General features: G+C 38.5%; 12 protein-coding genes. 2 read left to right on the top strand and 10 right to left on the bottom strand.

Translation table 11 applies throughout. The annotated features are described in order from the left end of the window. The first annotated feature begins 19 nt into the window (after positions 1–19). Positions 20–172, top strand: a complete 153-nt coding sequence (locus K8F54_RS13940) for a GIY-YIG nuclease family protein (protein WP_363299250.1) — start codon at positions 20–22, stop codon at positions 170–172. A gap of 91 nt (positions 173–263) precedes the next feature. Then, positions 264–518 carry a GIY-YIG nuclease family protein gene (locus tag K8F54_RS04335; protein WP_290787544.1) on the top strand — a complete coding sequence of 85 codons (255 nt, stop codon included), beginning with the start codon at positions 264–266 and terminating at the stop codon, positions 516–518. A gap of 325 nt (positions 519–843) precedes the next feature. Here K8F54_RS04335 and K8F54_RS04330 read toward each other — a convergent pair whose 3' ends face one another. The 10 genes from K8F54_RS04330 to K8F54_RS04285 all read right to left on the bottom strand — a co-directional run bounded on the left by K8F54_RS04330 (position 844) and on the right by K8F54_RS04285 (position 20,467). Then, positions 844–1,980, bottom strand: coding sequence for an efflux RND transporter periplasmic adaptor subunit (locus K8F54_RS04330; RefSeq protein ID WP_290787541.1), 1,137 nt, complete (start codon positions 1,978–1,980; stop codon positions 844–846). Between the two features lie 11 nt (positions 1,981–1,991). Beyond that, positions 1,992–6,305, bottom strand: coding sequence for a CusA/CzcA family heavy metal efflux RND transporter (locus K8F54_RS04325; RefSeq protein WP_290787547.1), 4,314 nt, complete (start codon positions 6,303–6,305; stop codon positions 1,992–1,994). Positions 6,306–6,378: 73 nt separating this feature from the next. Then, positions 6,379–6,768, bottom strand: coding sequence for a hypothetical protein (locus tag K8F54_RS04320; RefSeq protein WP_290787538.1), 390 nt, complete (start codon positions 6,766–6,768; stop codon positions 6,379–6,381). Between the two features lie 867 nt (positions 6,769–7,635). After that, entirely contained in the window at positions 7,636–8,022 is a 387-nt protein-coding gene (locus K8F54_RS04315) for a (deoxy)nucleoside triphosphate pyrophosphohydrolase (RefSeq protein ID WP_290787535.1), read from the bottom strand. Further along, the gene (locus tag K8F54_RS04310) at positions 8,009–8,899 is read right to left on the bottom strand and encodes an HNH endonuclease (RefSeq protein WP_290787533.1); all 891 of its coding nucleotides are present in this window, start codon (positions 8,897–8,899) and stop codon (positions 8,009–8,011) included. The genes K8F54_RS04315 and K8F54_RS04310 overlap by 14 nt, the downstream gene beginning before the upstream one ends. Positions 8,900–8,916: 17 nt before the next feature. After that, positions 8,917–10,422 carry an AAA family ATPase gene (locus K8F54_RS04305; RefSeq protein WP_290787530.1) on the bottom strand — a complete coding sequence of 502 codons (1,506 nt, stop codon included), beginning with the start codon at positions 10,420–10,422 and terminating at the stop codon, positions 8,917–8,919. Further along, positions 10,419–11,669 (bottom strand): restriction endonuclease, encoded by a 1,251-nt coding sequence (locus tag K8F54_RS04300; RefSeq protein WP_290787527.1) that lies wholly within the window; start codon positions 11,667–11,669, stop codon positions 10,419–10,421. Before K8F54_RS04300 ends, K8F54_RS04305 begins: the two co-directional genes overlap by 4 nt. Next, a complete protein-coding gene (locus tag K8F54_RS04295) occupies positions 11,662–13,635 on the bottom strand; it encodes an AAA family ATPase (RefSeq protein ID WP_290787524.1) in 1,974 nt (657 codons plus the stop codon). Before K8F54_RS04295 ends, K8F54_RS04300 begins: the two co-directional genes overlap by 8 nt. 2 nt (positions 13,636–13,637) lie before the next feature. Continuing rightward, a complete protein-coding gene (locus K8F54_RS04290; protein WP_290787521.1) occupies positions 13,638–17,216 on the bottom strand; it encodes an N-6 DNA methylase in 3,579 nt (1,192 codons plus the stop codon). A 2-nt stretch (positions 17,217–17,218) separates the two neighbouring features. Beyond that, complete coding sequence (locus tag K8F54_RS04285) at positions 17,219–20,467, bottom strand: SNF2-related protein (RefSeq protein ID WP_290787518.1); 3,249 nt, start codon at positions 20,465–20,467, stop codon at positions 17,219–17,221. Between the last annotated feature and the right edge of the window lie 571 nt (positions 20,468–21,038).

Below are 21,038 nucleotides of genomic sequence, written 5' to 3'. Positions count from 1 at the left end.
GTTTTTATCACATAATGTTTTGGGTAAAAAAGGATGGACAGTTCGCTATCGCCCATGGCGAGTGGTCTACGTAAAATTTTTTAATAATAAGCAAAAGGCGCTGGAGTATGAGTCATTCTTAAAGACTGGGGTTGGGCGAGCATGGATTAGCAAGCATGTAGATTTTAACTAATTCATTGGGCTCATATCCGCCGCGGCGGACACTGGTTCGAGTCCAGTTCCCGCTACTAGAAACTCCCCAGATAACTCTGGGGAGTTTTTTTATGGCTGAATTTGTAGTTTATATCCTTTGGTCTGATGTTTTTTCTAAAACATATATTGGATGTACTGGAAATTTAATATCCAGGTTTTTATCACATAATGTTTTGGGTAAAAAAGGATGGACAGTTCGCTATCGCCCATGGCGAGTGGTCTACGTGAAATTTTTTAATAATAAGCAAAAGGCGCTGGAGTATGAGTCATTCTTAAAGACTGGAGTTGGGCGAGCATGGATTAGCAAGCATGTAGATTTCAACTAATTCATTGGGCTCATATCCGCCGCGGCGGACACAGGTTCGAGTCCTGTTCCCGCTACTAAGAAAACCAGTTACAGGATGTAACTGGTTTTTTTGTACCCGGAAGCCAGCGCCTGCGCGCCGGCTGGCCCCTCGCTAAAAATGTCCACCGGACATTTTCTATACGCTCGGTCCCCTTTATGTCCCATTTTCTATTGCGAAGCGAATAGAAAATGAATCCTGTTCCCACATTGCGTAGTTTATTTCAGCTTTGGAGATGCACAAAATTCATTAGCGCTTAACGGCAGGCTTTGTTTAGTCATTTCTCAAACCGACTAAATTATCCTTTTTAATGCCCGTGTCCTCCTTCACCCTCCGTAAGCAACATATAGGTGCCTTTTACCAATAGCTGCTTGTCTTTTAAACCTTCAGCGCCTATCACTTCCATATAGGTTTCGGTTTGTTTCCCAATGGTAACTTTTACTTTTTCAAAATGGAATGCACCATCGGTTTTTTCCTTTAATACCAGGACAAAAAAGTCATCGTCAACCTCAATCACTGCTTCTTTAGGCAGGGCGTAACGATTTGTTTTTTCTATCAAAATATCGGCTTCGGCAAACATCCCTACAATAAAACCGGTGTGTTCGTCATCAATATGTCCATGCACGGTTACCCGGCGAGTTTTATCGTCTATAACAGTACCCACCAAATGCACTTCGGCATTAAAGCTTTGGTCCGATGCTTCGGGGATTCTAAAACGAATAGGCTGCCCTTCTTTTACGTTTAGAATATCCTTTTCAAACACAAACAATTCCAAGTGAATATGATCGGTGTCAATGAGTTCAAGGATTGGGTCGGCAGCCGATACATAGGTGCCGTTGCTCACATGCACCTTGGTCACATACCCGTCAATAGGGGCGTACAAACTAATGGTAGATGTTATGGCTCCTTGCTCCACCGAGGTCGGATTAATATGCATCATCTGCAATTTTTTGCGTAGCCCATTGTAGTGTGCCAACGCGCTTTTATAGGTGCTTTCGGCCTGCAGATATGATTTTTGAGAGCTTATCTTTTCCTCATACAGTGTTTTTTGACGCTCGAATTCCGATTTTAAATAACTAAGCTGCTCGGCAACTTCCAGATATTGCTGCTGAATTTCAACATACTCGGTGTTTTCCAAGGACACCAAAAACTGCCCTTTTTTAACCTTGTCCCCAATAAGCAAAGGGGTATTGGTGATATAACCACCCACAAAAGTACTCACGGTCGATTTGTTATGAGAAGGCACATCTATCATACCGCTGACTTTTACGGTCTCGTCAAACGCCTGTTCCGCCACCGTGCCTAGCTGCATTTGTTCACTGTCAAACTGCTGCTGGGTGAGCGTAATTTCAGAAGTGCTTATAGCAGTGTCTTCTTCGGTTTTTTCTGAATTTCCACAGGCGACAAAGACCAGTGAAATTAATACTATATATATGTTTTTCATTTTTGAGGGATTTATAAAATTAAATAGTTAATGGCAATAATCGTTTGGTTGAAATTGTTGAGATATTCAAGGTGGCTCAGCTCAATGTCCTTAGCGGTTTCAATGCTTTGCAGGTACTGAAAGAAGTCGATTTCACCTTCTTTAAAACTGCGTGCTGCGGTTTTTATAATTTCTTCGGAAAGCGTTTTCCCTTGGGTTTCATAATAGCCTATGGCATCGTCGTACTGCTGAAGCTTTGCTAACAAGGATCTATATTCGGCATTGAGTTTTACCTTATAATCTTGCTGCTGCTCTTCAACGATCTCTCGTGCAATCTTCGAAGCCTTTATTTTTGAAGCCTGACCCGAAAACAACAAGGGAATTTTCACTCCAAATTGATAGCCTTTGATGGTCGCATCCAAATTGCTGTTGGAGCCTTGAAAATACTCGGCATTTAAATCGGGTAACAGACTTTGTTTTTCCCTTTGATGCAATGCCTTGTAATAATCTTTCGCATCTTCAAAATAGCGTAAACCAATATGCTCTTCGGTGGGGAGCGCTTGCAAAGCTAACTTCTCAAGAGGTTCATCTACTATTGAAACCGAATCTGCCTGCACTACTTTTTTTAGGAGCTCGGTATTTATAACCACTTCCTGCTGTGCCTGTTTGTAGAGGTTCTCTAATTGTTTTTGCTTGGATTTTGCAGTAATCATTTCAAGATAATTGGTCTCGCCCAACTCAAAACGACGTGCTGCCGCTTTGGAGAAATTCTGAAACAAACTGTCCAAAAACCGATAGGTTTCTGCCTTGTTTTTGGCATAGCTCAGCATATAATACGCCGTATACACATCTCGCTTTAAGCTCTGCAGTTTGATGTTGTGCTGCGATTGTTGCACCCTAAACTGCGCCTTGTTCACCCTTTTTTCGGCAAAATAAACGGTGGGGAATTTAAAGTCCTGCGAGATTCCGTACACCCTTAGAGGCTCGCCATTGATGGCCAGATTGCTTTCGTCATAATTATAATAGAGCGCCGTTTTATCAAAACTGAAGGCACTTCCAACCAGTGCATCGGCTTCATCCACTTTTAGAGACGAGGCCTTAACATCGGCATTGTTTTCGATCGCCAGATCAATAGTTTCGTCTATGGTCAATGATTTCTGTTGTGCGTTCATGGTGAATGAGAGCAACACAACAAGGCTAGTAATGATTCCTTTTTTGTTCATTTTAATTTCCTTTTTTTCTTCAAACCAGGCATATAGTACCGGCAATACCACTAGGGTTAAGATGGTGGCAGTAATCAATCCGCCAATAACCACTGTGGCTAGGGGGCGTTGTACTTCGGCACCCGCATTGGTTGATATCGCCATGGGCAAAAAGCCTAAGGCGGCAGCAGCGGCCGTGAGTATCACCGGTCGCAACCGCTCGGTGGTGCCTCGTTTTATACGTTCTTCCACATCGACTATGCCTTCGCGTTTGAGTTCTTTAAAATGTTCGATGAGGACAATACCGTTAAGTACTGCAATTCCGAATAGGGCAATAAAACCAACCCCTGCCGAAATACTAAAAGGCATATCCCGGATCCATAAAAACAGGATACCGCCAACGGCCGACAGCGGAATGGCCGAATACACGATCAAGGCCTCTTTTACCGAGCCAAAGGCAAAATAAAGCAGTATAAAAATGAGCACTAGGGCCACCGGCACCGCTACCATAAGACGTGCTTTAGCACTTTGCAGGTTTTCAAACTGACCTCCATACGTAATGGTATAGCCCGGAGGTAATTTTACCTTGGTATCAATGATGGCGTGCACATCGTCCACTACCGATTGCAAATCCCTGTTCCGTACATTAATACCAATCACAATACGGCGCTTGGTGTCATCACGGGATATTTTTGCAGGTCCGGTGGTGTATTCTATTTCGGCCAATTCGCTCATGGGTATTTTTATGCCACCGGGGGTATCGACATATAGGTTTTGAATGCTTTCCAGGTTTTTACGATGGGCTTCATCGAGTCGGACCACCAGATCGAAGCGTTTTTCACCTTCAAAAACCTGTCCCAGGGTTTCGCCCGAAAATCCCATAGAAATCATTCTATTCAGATCGGATATATTTAGGCCGTAGCGTGCAATTTTGCTTCGGTTAAAGGTGATGCTCATTTGCGGTAAGCCCTCCACCTTTTCCACAATGATATCGGAAGCACCTTCCACATTTTGGATCAGGCGTTTTATTTCTTCCGCTTTAGAAGCCAAAATAGTTAGATCTTCGCCAAATATCTTAACAGCCACATCGGCTCTAACACCGGTTATTAACTCGTTAAAGCGCATCTCGATAGGCTGGGTAAATTCAACATCCATCCCCGGAATCACGGTGAGTGCCTCTTTGAATTTATCGGCTAATTCGTCCTTGGTTTTGGCCGAAGTCCATTCCTTCTTAGGTTTTAGTCTGATGATCACATCGCTCTCTTCCATAGACATGGGGTCGGTGGGAATTTCGGCAGCACCAATTCGTGTGACTACCTGATCCACTTCGGGGAAATTGGTAAGCAAAATATCCTCAATCTTGGTAGTGATCTCAATGGTTTTACTCAGGGAGGTCCCTGTTTCCAGAACGGGTTGAATCACAAAATCGCCTTCGTCCAAGGTGGGTACAAACTCGCCTCCCATTCGGCTAAAAATCCAAATACTGAATACCAATAATACACTGGAAATAATAATGACGTTGCGTTTATTGAGCAATGCCCAATGAATGGTGGGCCTATAGACTTTGTTTAAGAAGTTAAGCAGGCGTGCCGAAATGCCTTTTTCGTTTTGTGGCTTCGGTTTTAAGAATAGGGAAGACACCACCGGAACATAGGTCAGACAGAATATCATGGCTCCGATGAGTGCAAAACTGAAGGTGAGCGCCATGGGCCGAAACATCTTGCCCTCAATACCGCTCAACGAGAGAATGGGGATAAAAACGATAAGAATGATGAGTTGCCCGAAGATGGCAGAATTCATCATTTTGGAGGCACTTTTTAAGGTAATGGCATCAATCTTGGTTTGCCGTTCGACCTTGGTTAAGCCTATAATCGACCCATGTTGCGACATGATTTTAAAGGCGATAAACTCGACGATAATCACGGCACCGTCAATGATGATCCCGAAATCAATAGCCCCCAGGCTCATCAAATTGGCATCTACCCCAAAGATGTGCATAAACGAAATGGCAAACAGTAAACTCAGTGGAATTACCGAAGCCACCACCAGGCCCGAACGCCAATTGCCCAACAGCAATACCACTACAAATATGACGATAAGCGATCCGAGGATGAGGTTTTCGGCAACGGTATAGGTGGTTTTGTCTATGAGTTCGGTGCGTTCCAAAAAGCCGTTGATGTAAACGCCTTCGGGGAGTGTTTTTTGTATGAGCGCCACTCGCTCTTTTACGGCATTGATAATTTCTTTCGAATTCCCATCCTTCAGCATCATTACTTGTCCGAGTACTTTTTCGCCTTCGCCATTACCGGTGATAGCACCAAAGCGGGTGGCACTGCCAAAGCCCACCTTGGCGACATCCTTTATGTAAATGGGCACACCGTCATTTCTAACAACGATGTTTTCGACATCGGTTAGGGAGCCTATCAATCCTTCGCCACGAATAAAGAAGGCTTTGTCGGTCTTTTCAATATAGCCACCACCGGCCACACTGTTGTTTTTTTCTAGGGCTTCAAAGATCTCGGCCACCGATATGTTCATGGCATTCAGTTGCTTCGGATTGAGCGCCACTTCGTACTGCTTTAAATAGCCGCCCCAGGTATTGACCTCGACAACACCCGGAATGCCCGACAGCTGTCGTTTTACGATCCAGTCTTGGATGGTACGCAACTCGGTGGTGGTGTAGTGGTCTTTAAACTCGGGTTCGACATCGAGGATGTATTGGTAGATTTCTCCCAGGCCTGTGGTGATGGGGCCCATTTCGGGCGAGCCAAAGCCTTCGGGGATCTTCTCTGCGGCCGATTTAATTTTTTCGGCTATGAGTTGGCGCGGCAGATAGGTTCCCATTTTGTCTTCAAAAACAATGGTAACCACAGAGAGGCCGAATTTCGATACGGAACGGATTTCCACTACCCCCGGTAAATTGGCCATTTCGAGCTCTATGGGATAGGTGATAAACTGCTCTACATCTTGGGTGGACAGATTGCGAGAGGTAGTAATGACCTGTACCTGGTTGTTGGTGATATCGGGGACAGCACCTATGGGCACTTTGGTGAGGGAATAAATTCCGAAACCGGCAATAAAGGCTATAAATAGGAGGATAATGAGCTTATTCTTTAAGCTAAATTTTATGATGTGCTCTAACATAATTCGTACGATAAAAAGATTCAAAAGCTAGTGTTTCACCGCTTTTTACAAAATGATTAAAATCAGGTATGAATTATGCGAACTTTGGAGGTTGAAAAACAGAAGCTTTTTCAAAAAGGGAGGATGATTCGGTATAAAAGAAATTCAAAGGAACCTCGGAGTAGGGCATGTATGCTAGACCAAAGCTCCAGGCTTGAAGGGTAAAGGTAACCGTGTTGTGCACACAGCTTTGATGGTTGTGCTTAAAGGGTAGGTCGTCGTGTTCTTCGTGGTCTGCTTCGTGACCAAATTCGGTGTCACCATAATGCTCGGCGAGGAAATCCATAAAGGAATCGCCATAGGCTTTTTGATGGAATTCGGCGTGCTGCAATAGGGTATTGAACTTTGAAATATCTACAAAGCTAATATTGACACTTTGAAAAAGAATCAGCGTAGAAAATGCTATCGTAATGAGTTTGACCATGCCTAAGGATTCAAAGATATAAAAATGGCTGTTGTTTTGGTATTAAGGGTTCGTTAAAATGTGAGGTTTGGAGTGAGGAGTGAGTTGTGGGTTGTGGGTTGAGGGTTGTCGGTTGTGGGTTGTCGGTTGTGGGTTGTGAGTTGTGGGTTGTGAGTTGTGGGTTGTGAGTTGTGAGTTGTGAGTTGTGAGTGGTTGGAAGCTAGAAGCACGAAGTTTGGAGTTCTTGCAAAGTCACAGTAGTGTCACTTCGAGTGTTTTTGAGTGCGCAGCGCGAAAAAATGTATCGAGAAGCTTTATCTATATGGTCCCGATTTGATAGGTGGAGTGTTAATTGTGAGATTCTTCGCTCTACGTTGTTTCGCTCTGAATGACATGCGGTTGTCATTTCGATCCGCCGCGGCGGAGAGGAATCTCTAGATTCTTCAGTCGCTATGCTTGCTCTGAATCGTAATCAATTTTTAATTCAACTTTCTTTTTCAGGGCAAAAAGAAAGTTGCAAAGAAAATGCCCCTCTATCCTTTTACTCACACGCTAATATTTTATTGAGTTCGTGAATCTACGATTTCATAGGTATTTTCATCGACTTGGGTCGATAAAACCGCCGCAGTTTTTCTAAATTCCCTACAAGGCTTCGCGAATTTTTAACGAAAAACTGCCGTCTATACTGAAGAAAAGGATCCTACAGACAAACCTATGTCGTGAAAACCTGCTGTCATGTCTGCCAGCAGGCAGCAGATAAGAGTTTAAATTTCCTAACTGCATGTTTTTTACTCCTTTACTGGGGTATTGAGGTCGCTGTACTCCCTCAGAATGACAGGGTGCTACGTTCCTTCTTAAGGACTCGAAAGGGTCCCCTTTTTTTTGAGGTTATGATTGGTTTATCAAAGCTACAAAAGGGATATCTGCTGCTGCCAAGTCATAGGTGTGGAGTGCTACAGGGGATACCCATGCATAGGCATCATGATCTGTCAATTTAAAAGTGGCGCTTATAAAATCACAGCTATATGCTATAAGATTAATGGAAATGGTTCCATAATCGTGGATATTATTTGCAAATTTCTCTTTTACAATCACTTCCATCCCAAATTCTTCTAATAGCTCGCGTTGCAAGGCTTCGATTTCTAACTCATTCGTTTCCACTTTACCACCGGGAAATTCCCATTTACTGGCCATGCTTTTACCCTCTTTTCTACGAGCAAGCAGAATCTTATCTTGAAAATATATGATTCCGCAGACTACCTTAACTATTTTCATTGAACTGGTCTCTATGGCGATCTAAATAGCCCAAATTAAATGGGCTTAATTTGTTTATTTTCTCTGTTCCGTGTACCCCAATTTTTTCATAGGCCTGCAATTCAATCGCGTTGGATAAAATAATTTTACCATTATTCTCGAAGCTTATTAAGTGGCGGTCGAATAGGGCATCGTAGGTTGGGGATAACAAGAGCCCATTATGCACATCTAATCTCTCATTATCATTAGATTTGGACCAGGGTACAATATGAGAGGCTATTAGGACGTCTAGTTTATCAAATCCAGTTACGGCACATTGGTATTCCCAACGGTGAATAATCCGTTTACGATAGGCTCCTTGCCCCACGCGAGACGTAACTAATCCTTTTCGTTCCGTTTCGTTGGGTGGCGTAACAGCATAATCTACTAATAAGGGCGGTTCAGAAACTTGTCTAGTTTTATTGGGAATAAGGGGAAGTGAAACCCCAATTCTCTTAAAGAAAAATTTAATACCAATACGTGTTTTGCCTAAGGTGTCATGCGTTTCAAAATAATCGACATCAAAACATTCTACCTCACTGATAAATCGAACAAATCCTTTTTCCTCGCTCTCGAATAAGAAAACACGTTTACCATTTAGTAGGTGATCCTTTAAGGCCAAGTTACCACGTGTAAATTCCATATCTCCCGATTGGCCCTCTCCCGTATAGGAAAATACATTTGGATTGTCCCAACCATCTTGATAGCCATGTTGCTTACCCGATTTCCCAGAAAAAATAAAAATATACGGATAGGTAGAGGAAGGGCAGATACCACTTTGCCAATTTCCTCCATACCGGGCATGAATATCGGCTCTGCGATTATAAATTTGATCGGGTATGAATGGTAGTCGCTGCATTAATTTATTTCTTAAAACTACACATCTAATTCTGTTTTTAAATTCTTAAGAGCAGTAATAGCACCTTGTATCTCAGCCCTTATCTCATGTTTATTCATGTCGTGATGGCTCAATGGATTCAAGACTAAATTGGTATAATGATCAATCTGAGTTGTCGTAGCTGATGTTAATCCACAAGCTGGATGTGTTGTTTTATACTTTTTTACAGAAATCCAGAAATCATTGGTTTTCATTTTAGAGTTATCCAAGCAGAATGGAGTTGGAACTTTCTTTTTAAAACAGAAAGTTTTTAGGATAAATTCGAAAGCAGATCTAAGGTATACTCCCGAACCTTTATTTTCGCCTTGATTAAAAAATTCTTCTGCCTTATCTATATAGTTTTGGATATGAGAGTTTGAATGATTCTCTTTAACAATTGGGACTTCAAATCCTTTTCTTGTCCTTCGGGCATAAAATTCATAGCTTTTCCATGCGTTGTTCCCATTCAAATAGGTTGACTTCACGAACTCATACCAAGGCTTATCATAAGTAGTAATAAATATTTGATAAGCTGAAAACTCATCATCCAAAATCTTTAATAAAGGAAGCCTGTTACCAATATCAAGACCAATGAAAATGTCATCCAAAAACAAAATCTTGCAAGGCAATCCTTGAATATGTCTTTTAATCATTCCCAAGTAAATAGAAATAGCAATTGCAGATAACCGTGCTTCGTTCAAAAAAATATGGGGTTTATCAATATTTTTATTTTGATATTTTATTTTTACTCTAACATGGTTTCGCTCTATATCATTATATTTGACAGTTGGCTTCGCTTGAGTATAATGTAAATCCAGTACTATATTGTGTCCGAATTTATCTAAAATCGGTTGAGCATAGGTTAGAATATTTTCCACACTCCCGGGTTGAAATAATCTCTTAAATGCTGTGTTGAAAACATTAAACACCCTATCTACATCTGCTTTTTTATTAGTTATGTTATAGATTCGTCCCTGAGTGGATTTGGCAACTGCTTTTTCTACATCTTCCCAAAGCTCGCCTAACTCTTTTGTGCCAGTAATTGCCACACTTTTAAAGTGCTTCAAAACGCCATTAATCAAGAGATTGAACAAATCTATTTCATTGTCTTTTTTGATGCTATGGATACCTAAAAGATGTTTATAGGTCAAAAAACTTTTAAGTTTTATGGCATCCCGAATACTGGTGTCACCGGCGATATAGGTGTCTTTTGTTCTTTTATTTAATGTATAGGTTTTGTCGGTTGTTGTTCCGTCTTTATCAGGGTTAAACGTAACTTTAATAAAGCCTTTTCCTTTTTGTGCTTTCGTAAGAAATATATTCTCCGTTTCATCATAATCCAGTATTTCTGAAGAAGATTGAAAGAAGTCTTTTAAAGCGTAGTAAAATGAACTTTTTCCACTACCATTCTCTCCATAAATGAAGAGGTTCTTTCCAGCTACATTAAACTCGTTATTACCGTAGAAGGCTTTGTAGTTTTTTATCTCAACTTTTTTGATTTTCATTTGCTAGGAATTTCTGGAATCGAGATTCCAACTCGGTAAAATTTCTCAAATTGTTTAATTGGAGTTTCATAAAGGTTGCATTCTGTCAATGAATTTTCGGCTGTTTGATCCGGATAGACAATAAGGCAGTTTAAAATGGTATAACCCCATTCCGAAGGATGAATACTTAATTTACTTAGCGTCCCTTTATCTCTTGCATATGCACTCAATTGGCGTATGTCTTCTATTTCATATCGACCGTCTTTATATTGAGGCTTATATTTTGAATCAATTACCATTTCTTTCCCCTTAGTGACCCGTAGAAAATCAAGCTCTCCATAATTCGCGCTAGATTGAAAAATGATATCTTTTCTACCTAGAGCATCTTTGAGTTTACCAAGGACATACAATTCAAATATCAATGGCATATTTATCCAGAATGGAGGAACTTCGATCTCCTCATTTTCTTTTATAAAGTTAATGTTGAAGCCAAACCTCTTCAAAATGATTATCGCCAATTCTACAGCTTTTGAATATTCAGAATAAAAAGGATTGTGACGCACAGACTTCACTTCACTGTTACTAATATTTTCGTTCACTTTTTCAAATGCCGGAAGTATGAAATTCAAAACGGCCTCCAATCCTTTATCCTTATGCTGACGCATCTTTAAGTACCTGCGCAAAAAAAGAAGTGCCTTTTTCAAAATCCGATTTTCAGGATGATTAAGCCCAAATTCATTAAAAGAACAGATGGTATTCAGATTTTTGCTTTTGAATGCATTTTGTTTCAGCGTTTGTGAGACTCGAATTTTTCCTTTCACTTTTCCATAAAGATTTTTCTCAACTTTGAAATATCCTTTTTTGAGCCCTTTGCGTATTATTACCTGCACTATTTGAAGAAAGTAAACAACAATAAGAGGCGTAATTAAATCTTGCTGCTGATTGATTTTAATCGGTGGTTGGTCAAATTCAATTTTGAATAAATCATCCGCATATTTGACTATTTCAGGATGCTTTAAACTTTCTGAGAGCATGCTCAAGTAATCTATTTGCCGAGAAGTTGAATCTAACTTTGGCGTTACATACAACACTTTTTCAGTATCCGCCAACCAACTTAGGCCAATAAAATAACCTGTTTGAAATCTTTTGTTTGGAATTTCAATTGACTCAACCAACTTATTAGGCGTTTTGAGTAATGCAACCAGTTCTTCTTCCGTTAAAGCATAACAGTATTTATTTTCGTTGATATGTATGATGGATTCAGGCATTCAAATCTTTCACTTTTGTCCGCGCAGACTCAAGTAATACGCCATCTTTAATATATTCTAATAGTAATGGTTTTATCTCATACTTCAACTTCATTCCAATTTCATCATCATTAACCAAGAAATAACTATGGCCAATTTGAATGTCGTTTTGATCAAATTCTGGCGAAGTATGTTCATCGAATATTTGCTTTATCGCTGCATAAAGTGATTTTGCTTTATCATGGATAATTGCTAAGTCATGGGATGGTACAGGAATAAAAGTGAATCTTCTACGAATAGCATAATCTATATGGCTAACACTTCGATCGGCTGTATTCATAGTACCAATGATGTAAAGATTATGAGGCAACATGATTTCATGGTCGCCATCCTTTAGTTTATACAATGAACTCACATTATTGCCTCGATATTCAAGGGCATATATTAATTCACCTAAAACTGAGGTGAGATTTGCTCGGTTGATTTCATCAATTATTAGTACGTATGCTTTGTCTTGGTTCTCCGTTTTTGCCGCTTCTTCAGCAAATGAAGCGAAAATTCTGTTCTCAACATCATATTTTATTTTCTCCCCTTCAGTGCCGACTCTTATTCCTCTTACAAAATCTTCATAGGTGTAAGATGGGTGAAATTGAATCAGTTTAATCTGTTCGTTATCTTCTACCTCAGGCTCTTTTTGAAAAATTTGTTTGTCGATAGCTTCTATCAGTGAATTAGACTTTTCTTCATCATTTGTTAGCCACTCTGCTATTTGTTTAGCAAGTCTAGTTTTACCTGTCCCGGGAGGACCCTGCAAAATCAGGTTCTTATATTTTTGTTCTGAATGATTTATCATAACTTTTTGAATTGTTCTAATTGAATCGAGAAAAGAAAATGTCCTCGGGTATAATTCCCTGAATTTTTGTATGGTATTATCGGATGCGTTACTGAAGCCATCCCACTGACCTAAACCTGTGCCTTCAATTTTCTTATTTTGCTTAACCAGCCAAACAATTTGAATTTTACTTTCATCACTATATCCATCTGGCAAATACTCATTATTTACTACTATCGCAATTCCTCCGAGCCATTTAGTTCCTCTTCTTACAAGTACGATATCACCACGGTCAAAATCCGTTAATGGATAAACTCTGGCACCTGTTCTTCCGGCAGAGCCTCCAGTCCATACAGCATTTTGAGACACAAAATCTGAAAAATAGTCACTGTCTTCTTGGCCATCAGCCCAACTACTGATCTGACAATACTTATTAGAAACCTTCAATTGATCTCGGTCTCTTGAATTTATTAGTACGTTCAGTAGATTTATTTCATATAATTCACAGCCAGAAAAAGCATTTTGGAGCTTTTTAATTAAATCTAGATAAAAGGAAAAACCTGCTTGGTCTATTTTAGAAACAACTTGCTTCAAATCGGCTAAATCAGGAACAGGCAAAGAATTCATTTGTGTATCGAATGGAATGTACTTTATCGGATTTATCAAGAACATTGCTTGACTCATCTTGGTGAATCCCACGTTTTTTATGGACAATACCTTACCAAAGTCATTTTCATCAATCCGCTCATCTTGAAAAATCTGAACAAACAATTTCCATAAACACTCATTACCAACAGTATTGCCATCTTTATTAATGTAATTGCCTTTTGAGTAAAAAAGACTTAAAGTATTGGGCGTTGGTGTTGGAAAAATATAATCTGTTGGTATTTCCACATCAAGTCCAAATGCATCTTTAGCCTTAGTAAAGGTATCTTTCCTTTGGTTTTTGGTGCTACGTTGCGCTAAAGCATAAATGTATGAAAACGGATCAATGGTTGAGTACTTTAATATAGCATGGTCAGGCTGAAAAGTTTTACTAGCTGCTTCTATAAGTTTCTTTTCTTGAGTTGCTGGCTCTAATGTAAATTCTAAAATTTTCTCGCAAATAGCTCCAAAGAATGGTACCCAGTCATAGTATATTATATTTCTATTCATAATTACTTCAACGCCTCTTTAATTATCCTAACCTCTTCAATACTATCCAAGGTTTCTATGGCATAGCGGACAGGGTGGTTGGGGTCATACAAACGCTCAAACTCACTTTGGATAATGGCTAACTTTTCTTCTTCGCTCATCTGATCTGTAATGGGTTTTAAATCTCCCAAATGCTTTAAGATTTCTTTGCCTGCCGATTTAAGTTCTTCACCTAAAAACAGCTCGAAAGTGGTTGTGTCAAGTACTGATTCAAAAAGCTGAGATTCTATTGAGTTTTTTTCCTTATAACGATTCCAAAAGAGCAAATAATCAACAAGTAAGGATATTGACTTTTGATTATCTTGATTTGCTTTTGGGACGAACAACTTCCTTACATTTAAAGGTTTAACTTGAGCGAAAGTCCGACCACCTTCTTGAGTGAATTTTGCATAGAGAAAATATAAAGCAGTGGAATTGAGTACTGAAAGAAGATATTTATATGAAAAATCACAGCTGCTATCCTTTTTAAAAACTAGAATACTATCGATGACATAGTATCCATCTTGGTCAAATGTTGCCCTTATTTTATCAGAGGTTTGGCGCATAATGATTTTATCCTCCTCAAATAAATTTGGATACCGTTGTCTATTTAAGGCAAACCAAGGCATCACTCCTGACTTTGCTTCACTTCTTTTAGAAAGTTTATCCTTAAACTCTGACAGGTATGCTTCAGTAGCTTTAAAATCCTTAATTTGAGTAGCTCGATCAGTATAAATAACAGAATGGTGAGTATCTTGAAGTCTATATTTATCAATTTCTCCACCAACTAATACTGGCTTTAGAAGGTCTTTTTCTAATTTCAGCTCTTCAGCTAATACATCTGCAACTCTAAAAATTTTATCACCTCCAGTTGAGATACCACTTGCCATTTCTTCGGCAATATCATCGATAGTTACTGATACAGACCTTAGTTGTTCAATAATGCCAAACTCCTCTTGAGTAATACCAAAAACAGAAGCAGGAACTTTTAATGTTGATGAAATTGATTCTTTCTTAAATATAGAATTGAAGTCGATTTGTTTTTTATTCACATTTCTGATATCCGAATAGAAATAATTATTTATTCCTCTATTCTGTCTTGAAGATAAAAATATACTGGACGGGACTGTAGCCGTATTGAACACGCCATCACCTAAGTTAATGCCAATATGAAATTGATTTTTTGACAAAAGAAACCTTCTTGTTTTTTCGTATTCAGATTGAAAAAACAAATTGTTTGGAACGATATAAGTCAAGACACCGCCATTGTGTAGCAGTCTAAAGCCTTTAGAAATGAAATAGTTAAAAGTGTCGGGAGTACGCATATGAACATCAGAATACTCTCCCTTAAAAAACTTTTTCTCCTCAGCAGTTAGCTTAGCACCATATGGTGGGTTGCCAATTACCACATCAAACCCTCCTTTTTCATTCCAAACCTCAGAAAAATATAGTCTGAAATCAAAATTAATCTGAATACCAAAAGTCTTTTCGGATGATGACATTCTATCCGCAATTACGTCATCGATACTTATTTTCAGCTGTTTTTTAATATCGGCATTTGTTTCATTGAAAAATTGGTCTTTCATTAATTCAATTATTTCAGAAACTGAACTTTTCCAATTCTCGGGAAAATTAATCAGTGAATTGCCGCAAACAATTTTATAGTCAAGGTTTGGTAGGGTCTCAATTGGGTCTAAATCATCTTCATCTACCACTAAAGAGAGCCATAAACGCAAACGGGCAATGTCAATGGCAGATGCATCAATATCTACCCCATAAATGCTTTCCTGTATAATGTGGCGTTTTAATCGATAGATGTAGCGGCTTTCGTTCACTTCGACTACGCTCAGTGTTTCGCCATTATTCTCAAAACCAAGCTTTACCAACTTTTCTTTTAAGTATTTATCACTAAAGTGCGGTTTTAACACCAACATGGCATTCACTAATTCGTGCAATAAACCCACGGGAAAAGCACCCGAACCAATGGCAGGGTCGCAAATGCGTATTTCGGTTAATTTGGTATTAATCAGTTCCGCATGTTGACGAATGCTTTCAGGTAATTGGTATTTATAAGCTGCGGTCTCTTTACCCGTATTCGCTACACGTTGGTCGTTTTCTAAGGCAAAATGACCTTCTCGAATATAAGTTTCAATATCTGCTTTTGGAACTGTAACTTTTCCTTTGTGTTCTAATTCTATTTTAAGGTTACCTTTTTTATCTGTAGAGCCAGGAAATAGAGCTGGTTGACTGCTGTCTATAGCTTGATAACTTGCAGTTGTATCATTCAAGGAATTATCTAAATAATGAATCAAACTCTCCTGACACATATAATGCACAATCTCTCTAGGGGTGTAAAAAGCTCCTTTGCTTTTGCGTTCAGTTATTTCGAGCATGTTCTCGAAAACCTTACCTAGCATTTCAGGGTCAACGGCTACTTCTTTATCAAGTGGTTCATCTTCCTTAATTGTAAAGTTGTAACGGTCAAACACATCCAAAGCTCCTGTACCAATGTCTCCAGCTTTATTTTTTTCCTCATTTCTGAAAAGTGAGGTAGGAATGGAAATATTGGCATTTTGCCAATCATATTCGGCTTCAAACAAACCACCATTCAAGAATGGGATACGGCAATTGAATTTTTTGTAAAACGAGTTATCGTTGTTTCGCTCTTTGGCCAAAGCCTCGTAAAACAAGAACTGCAATTTGTCTTTGAAGAAGTTTGCGTTTTCACTTTGAGATTGGTCAAATAAATTCTGAATAAAACGTTTTTGACCTTTGCCCCATACTTGGTCTTTTGGTACACCCAGCCATCCTTTTTTCTGTAAGAAATAGAGAAATACGATTTGCCCTAGCAGCTTTTTTGTAAATCGTGCATTGTCAATGTTTGCTTTGGCTAACTCTGCTTTAATATGCGTGTCATTTTCAAAATGCTCGAAGAGTTTTACATAAAGGTCTTTGTATTGGTTAAAGAATTCATCTGTAACCTTTTCAATGCTAAAAGCACTTTCTAGTTCTTCAACCGTAGGGTTGTTGGCAATATTCTGTAGTAAAGGAAGTAACTGATTTTTGGCGGTATGGGCTTTTTCGTATTCACCCACTAAAAATGAATAACGCTTGGCTGGGGTGAATTCTTTCTTGGTTTTTACTTTGCCTTTTGCTTCATCTAATTCAGATCGATATTCAAGCTTGATGTAAGAAAAACGCCAATCTGCGCCTTCATCTTCTTTGGAATAAAAAGCGACCAATGCATAGTCCTTTTCAAACTTGCTCAAATGCTTAATAACAAAGTTTCGTAAAGCTGTACGAGCCCTTTCTAACTTAAGTACACTTTTTACCTCCACAATAAGCACATCTAATGCTTCGCCTTCTGGGTCAACGTACTTGCCAATTCGCTTGTAGGTGTTAATGTGGTCTTTGTAATCGTCCCAAATGTAATTACCACTATAGGCATTACTTTTTGGCTCAAGATCATTCAGTAGGTTCCTTGCAAAAAGGGTAAACTGCTCTTCGCTAAAATGAGCATTGAACGTATCTTCTATTAGATTTATGGCTGCTTTTTTGTCCATTTCTATTTAATAATGTAGCCAGAGAGAATGACTTCTCTTTTCTGAAATTTCTTTGCGTTATTATTGCCTTCAATGGCAATCAATCGTATATGTTTTCTCAAAATGTTAAGCGTGACTATTGGGTCTAGTGTTTTCTCCAATTCTTTCTTAATCAATTGAGCTGTTTTTTTTGCTATGGTACCCTGTAACAGCATTTCTTTAACTCCATTGATAAACTCGTCATCGGTATCCGTAAAGCCCTTGAAGTTTTTAAATGAGCGGTCTTTTAAACGAGTTTCTATGTATTTGGCATTGGAGCGACCACCTGAACCTTTGGTTGGCTCATCACCAATGGTGGTATCCAATTCAAACCGAGTTTTATTGGTTTGTAGATAATGGTAGTAATCATTTGGTATTTGAGCTCGTTTGGTTTTTGGATCGCATTCCAATTCATGCACAGCATCAAAGAAGGTAACTTCACTTGCTTTTCCTTCTTGATTTAAATAGAATTTTTTGAGTTTACCTATTCTAAAAAAGGTCACCAAACGGTCTGTTTCGATAAGTTCTTTTTTAAATCCTGAACGTGCCTTTTTAGGCAAGTTCTTAATCTTGTCAAAAAGGTCAGGATTGTCATCCCGAATTTTTCGCATCAATTCTAAATACTTCAATTCAGAATCGCCTTCTCCATCTTCTCCTGTGTAAGCTTTTTTGCTGTTCAAAGTGTTGAACAATTCTTGACTTCCAAATTCTTCTCCGTCACTCAAATATTTAGCATCTTCACCAAGTATGTCATGGAACATTTGGATTTTGTTGGTAATGTTCACTTCAAGACCTAGATGCTCGTCAGATTGTGTAGTAGGGAAGAAGTTGAATATGTGAACTTTTGAGAATTTACTGCCCAAACGATTTACACGACCAGCTCTTTGTAAAACACGAGTTGGATTCCAAGGCAAATCATAATTAACTAAGGTATTGGAGCGATGAAGGTTGATACCCTCAGCTAATACATCCGTTGCAATTAGGATTTTCAAATCATTGGCTTGCTCTTTAACTTTTCTGTTAGGGTCATAATTTGCCGTAATTAAATCACGAGAAATTACATGATTGGAAGTAAGCGTGTCATTTGAATGACGACCACCTTTACTGGAATAAAACATCACTTGATTTGGAAATTCCTTTATCAGAGCTTCGTAAATATAATCTCCTGTTTCTTTCGATTCTGTGAACACTACCAACTTATTACTCTTAAGTTCCTTTGTGCTTTTTAAATCCCGAATAAACTGTTCAAGTTTAGGATCAGAATTGACTTTTTTCCATAGCTTCTGGACACTTCTTAAAATCTCTAAATCGAATTCAAGTTTAGTAACAAATTCCTTTTTAAAGTCCTTAGAATCGTATTTGTGTGCTTTTTCATCATCAACAAATTCTTCTAGTCTCTCAATGTTATCACTCTCAATTAAATCATAGACATCTACCTTTTTACTGATGTAAATAGTGCCCGCATGATACATGTCAATGAACTTTTCATAAGAGATTATAAAACGGTCAACACTTTGGCGGAAAGCGTGAAAACTGCTTTCTAGTCTTTTTACTAGGATTCCCTTCATAAAGCCACCAACATTTCGTTGTTGTTGCTTTTCGAATTCACTCAGATTTTTATTCCCAATGTAATAGAGTAGAGGTGTATATCGTGCGTAAATAAACTCATGTAGCTTTACGATAGTCTCCTTGAAAATCTCTTCTAACTCTCCTTTGTACTCATAAACTATCTTTCGGGGATTGTCCAAGTCAGGAAAAGATAAGCCCTGTTTTTTCATATCTCCTTGAAAATAGGTCATAACATCCGATCGAGTTCTTCGAACCATTACATAACGTAAAATGCTATTTCGGATATCATCTGAAACTTCTTTAATAAGCTTTTTGTATTCAGGATCGTCTTTCTCCATTTTTGAAAGCTTAGTCCTTAGACTAGCGAAAAACTTTTCAAGATTAGGCACACCGGGTATAGTTGAGTTTTTAGGAGCTTGAAATAATTTAAGCTGTGCAAAAATGTCGTCAACAGTATTATTTAGTGGTGTAGCAGTTACTAAAATCACCTTTTTACCTCTACAGATGTCCAACAAATTGGCGTAGGACTGTGTGCCTTCATTTCTAAAGCGGTGGGCTTCATCTACCACTATATGATCGTAGCGGTCTAGACCTTTTTTAATTATATGCTCCAGTTTCCCGAGTGACTCTACTTCAAAGCTTCTAATACCAAAATCGAACAAGGAATCTTTCCAATAATCTTTTAATACTGGTGGACAAATCACTAAGGTTCTTCCTTGAATTTGTTGTAAAAGCAAAGCGGTTATAAAAGTCTTTCCTAGTCCTACCACATCTGCAAGAAAAACACCATTATAGGTTTCCAAAATTTTCTTGGCCTGAATAGCGGCTTGCTGCTGATATTTCAGTTTCATAAAACCATCTGGAAGGAATGGTTCAAATTGGTCTTCTAGATTTATATCTTCTTCTAAATATTCATAGATAAGTTTCAAATACAATTCATAAGGTAAGATTTGATCGTTCAACCAGGTCTTAGTTGTAATCGTGTCAATAAAGTCTTCGGAAATGTCAACAGATTCTTTCCATAAAGAATTGAATTGATCTTCTGCAAAAAGAACATCTCGCTTTGTGCGTAATTCAACATTGAATTCTCGATTAGCAACAAAGCCTGATTCAGAGAAATTACTTGAACCGGTAATTACAAAGCCATAATCTCTATCTTCTGGTTTGAATTTCCCTATGTAAACTTTGGCGTGAATATTTTTCGAGGGATAAGCTCTAATTTCTAGTTTCTTTCCGTTTCCATGAAAGGCTTTATCCATTTCAGGATCTTTGCAATCGGTTTGCAGAAACTCTATAAACTTTCTGATTCCAATTTCAAGCTTGTTATCATTTTCTTGACTCGTCTCAATTTCAGTTTTTAGATTTTCCTGATATTTCTTTTTCGTGCGCTGGTGAGATTCGAAATCAATGGCGCCAATTTCTTCATGGTATTGCATGATGTCATACGAATCACGGTCAACACTGAGTCCAACAAGAATTCTTACTTTTTCTACTGGTTCTAGTGATTTGTACAATTGGTAAAATCCACTGGCTCTGAAATAGCCTACAAGAACATCAAATAACTGTGTGTCTTTTAATGTAGATTGAAACCTACTTAATAAGGAATGTCCATCTTCATTAGTAAAAAAGGTTAAATCTGTTTGGTCAATTTGGTTCGAACTCAATGTGGAAAATTATGATTAAACTCTTTTTATAAATCTTTGATATCAAATATAAAACATTCCTCTGCCTAGGCAAAGGACACCAGGGTTAAAATAAACTAATTAGGGAGAGTCTCGAAGGTACGCAATTTTAGGAAGATTATTATTAAAGTTTCGACCAAGAATGAAAAGTACTTTGAGGACATCCTGAGCTAGAAGGTGTACTTTTAGTTTGGATCGTGGTACCGCATTTTCTGCAACTATAATTGGTGTCACCCACCTCTCCTAATTTGGACCAACTATGAAATGATTTTACCGAGCAGCCGGCGCTGCTGGGCGTTGATTCTTTTTTTATGGCGATGCCACAGTGCTTGCATTGATACCAATTTATTCGCATGGTTTTTCTTTTAAATTCTAATTAGCTTCTAAACTAATCTAAAAGAAGAAGTAATTATTGCGGGAAACCGTAAGGAGGTGGATTAGTGAGTAGTGAGTAGTGAGTAGTTGTACGTCCAAGATATAGATTGACCACTTAAAAGTAGAAATCTATCAAATTAAATGTCCGTTAATTAGTAGGAAGAAAAGGAGGACTAAT

Origin of the sequence: Altibacter sp., from assembly GCF_019913785.1 — a bacterium.
GTDB lineage: Bacteria > Bacteroidota > Bacteroidia > Flavobacteriales > Flavobacteriaceae > Altibacter.
The sequence above is the reverse complement of the archived record's forward strand: the minus strand, read 5'-3'. Positions and strand labels throughout refer to the sequence as shown.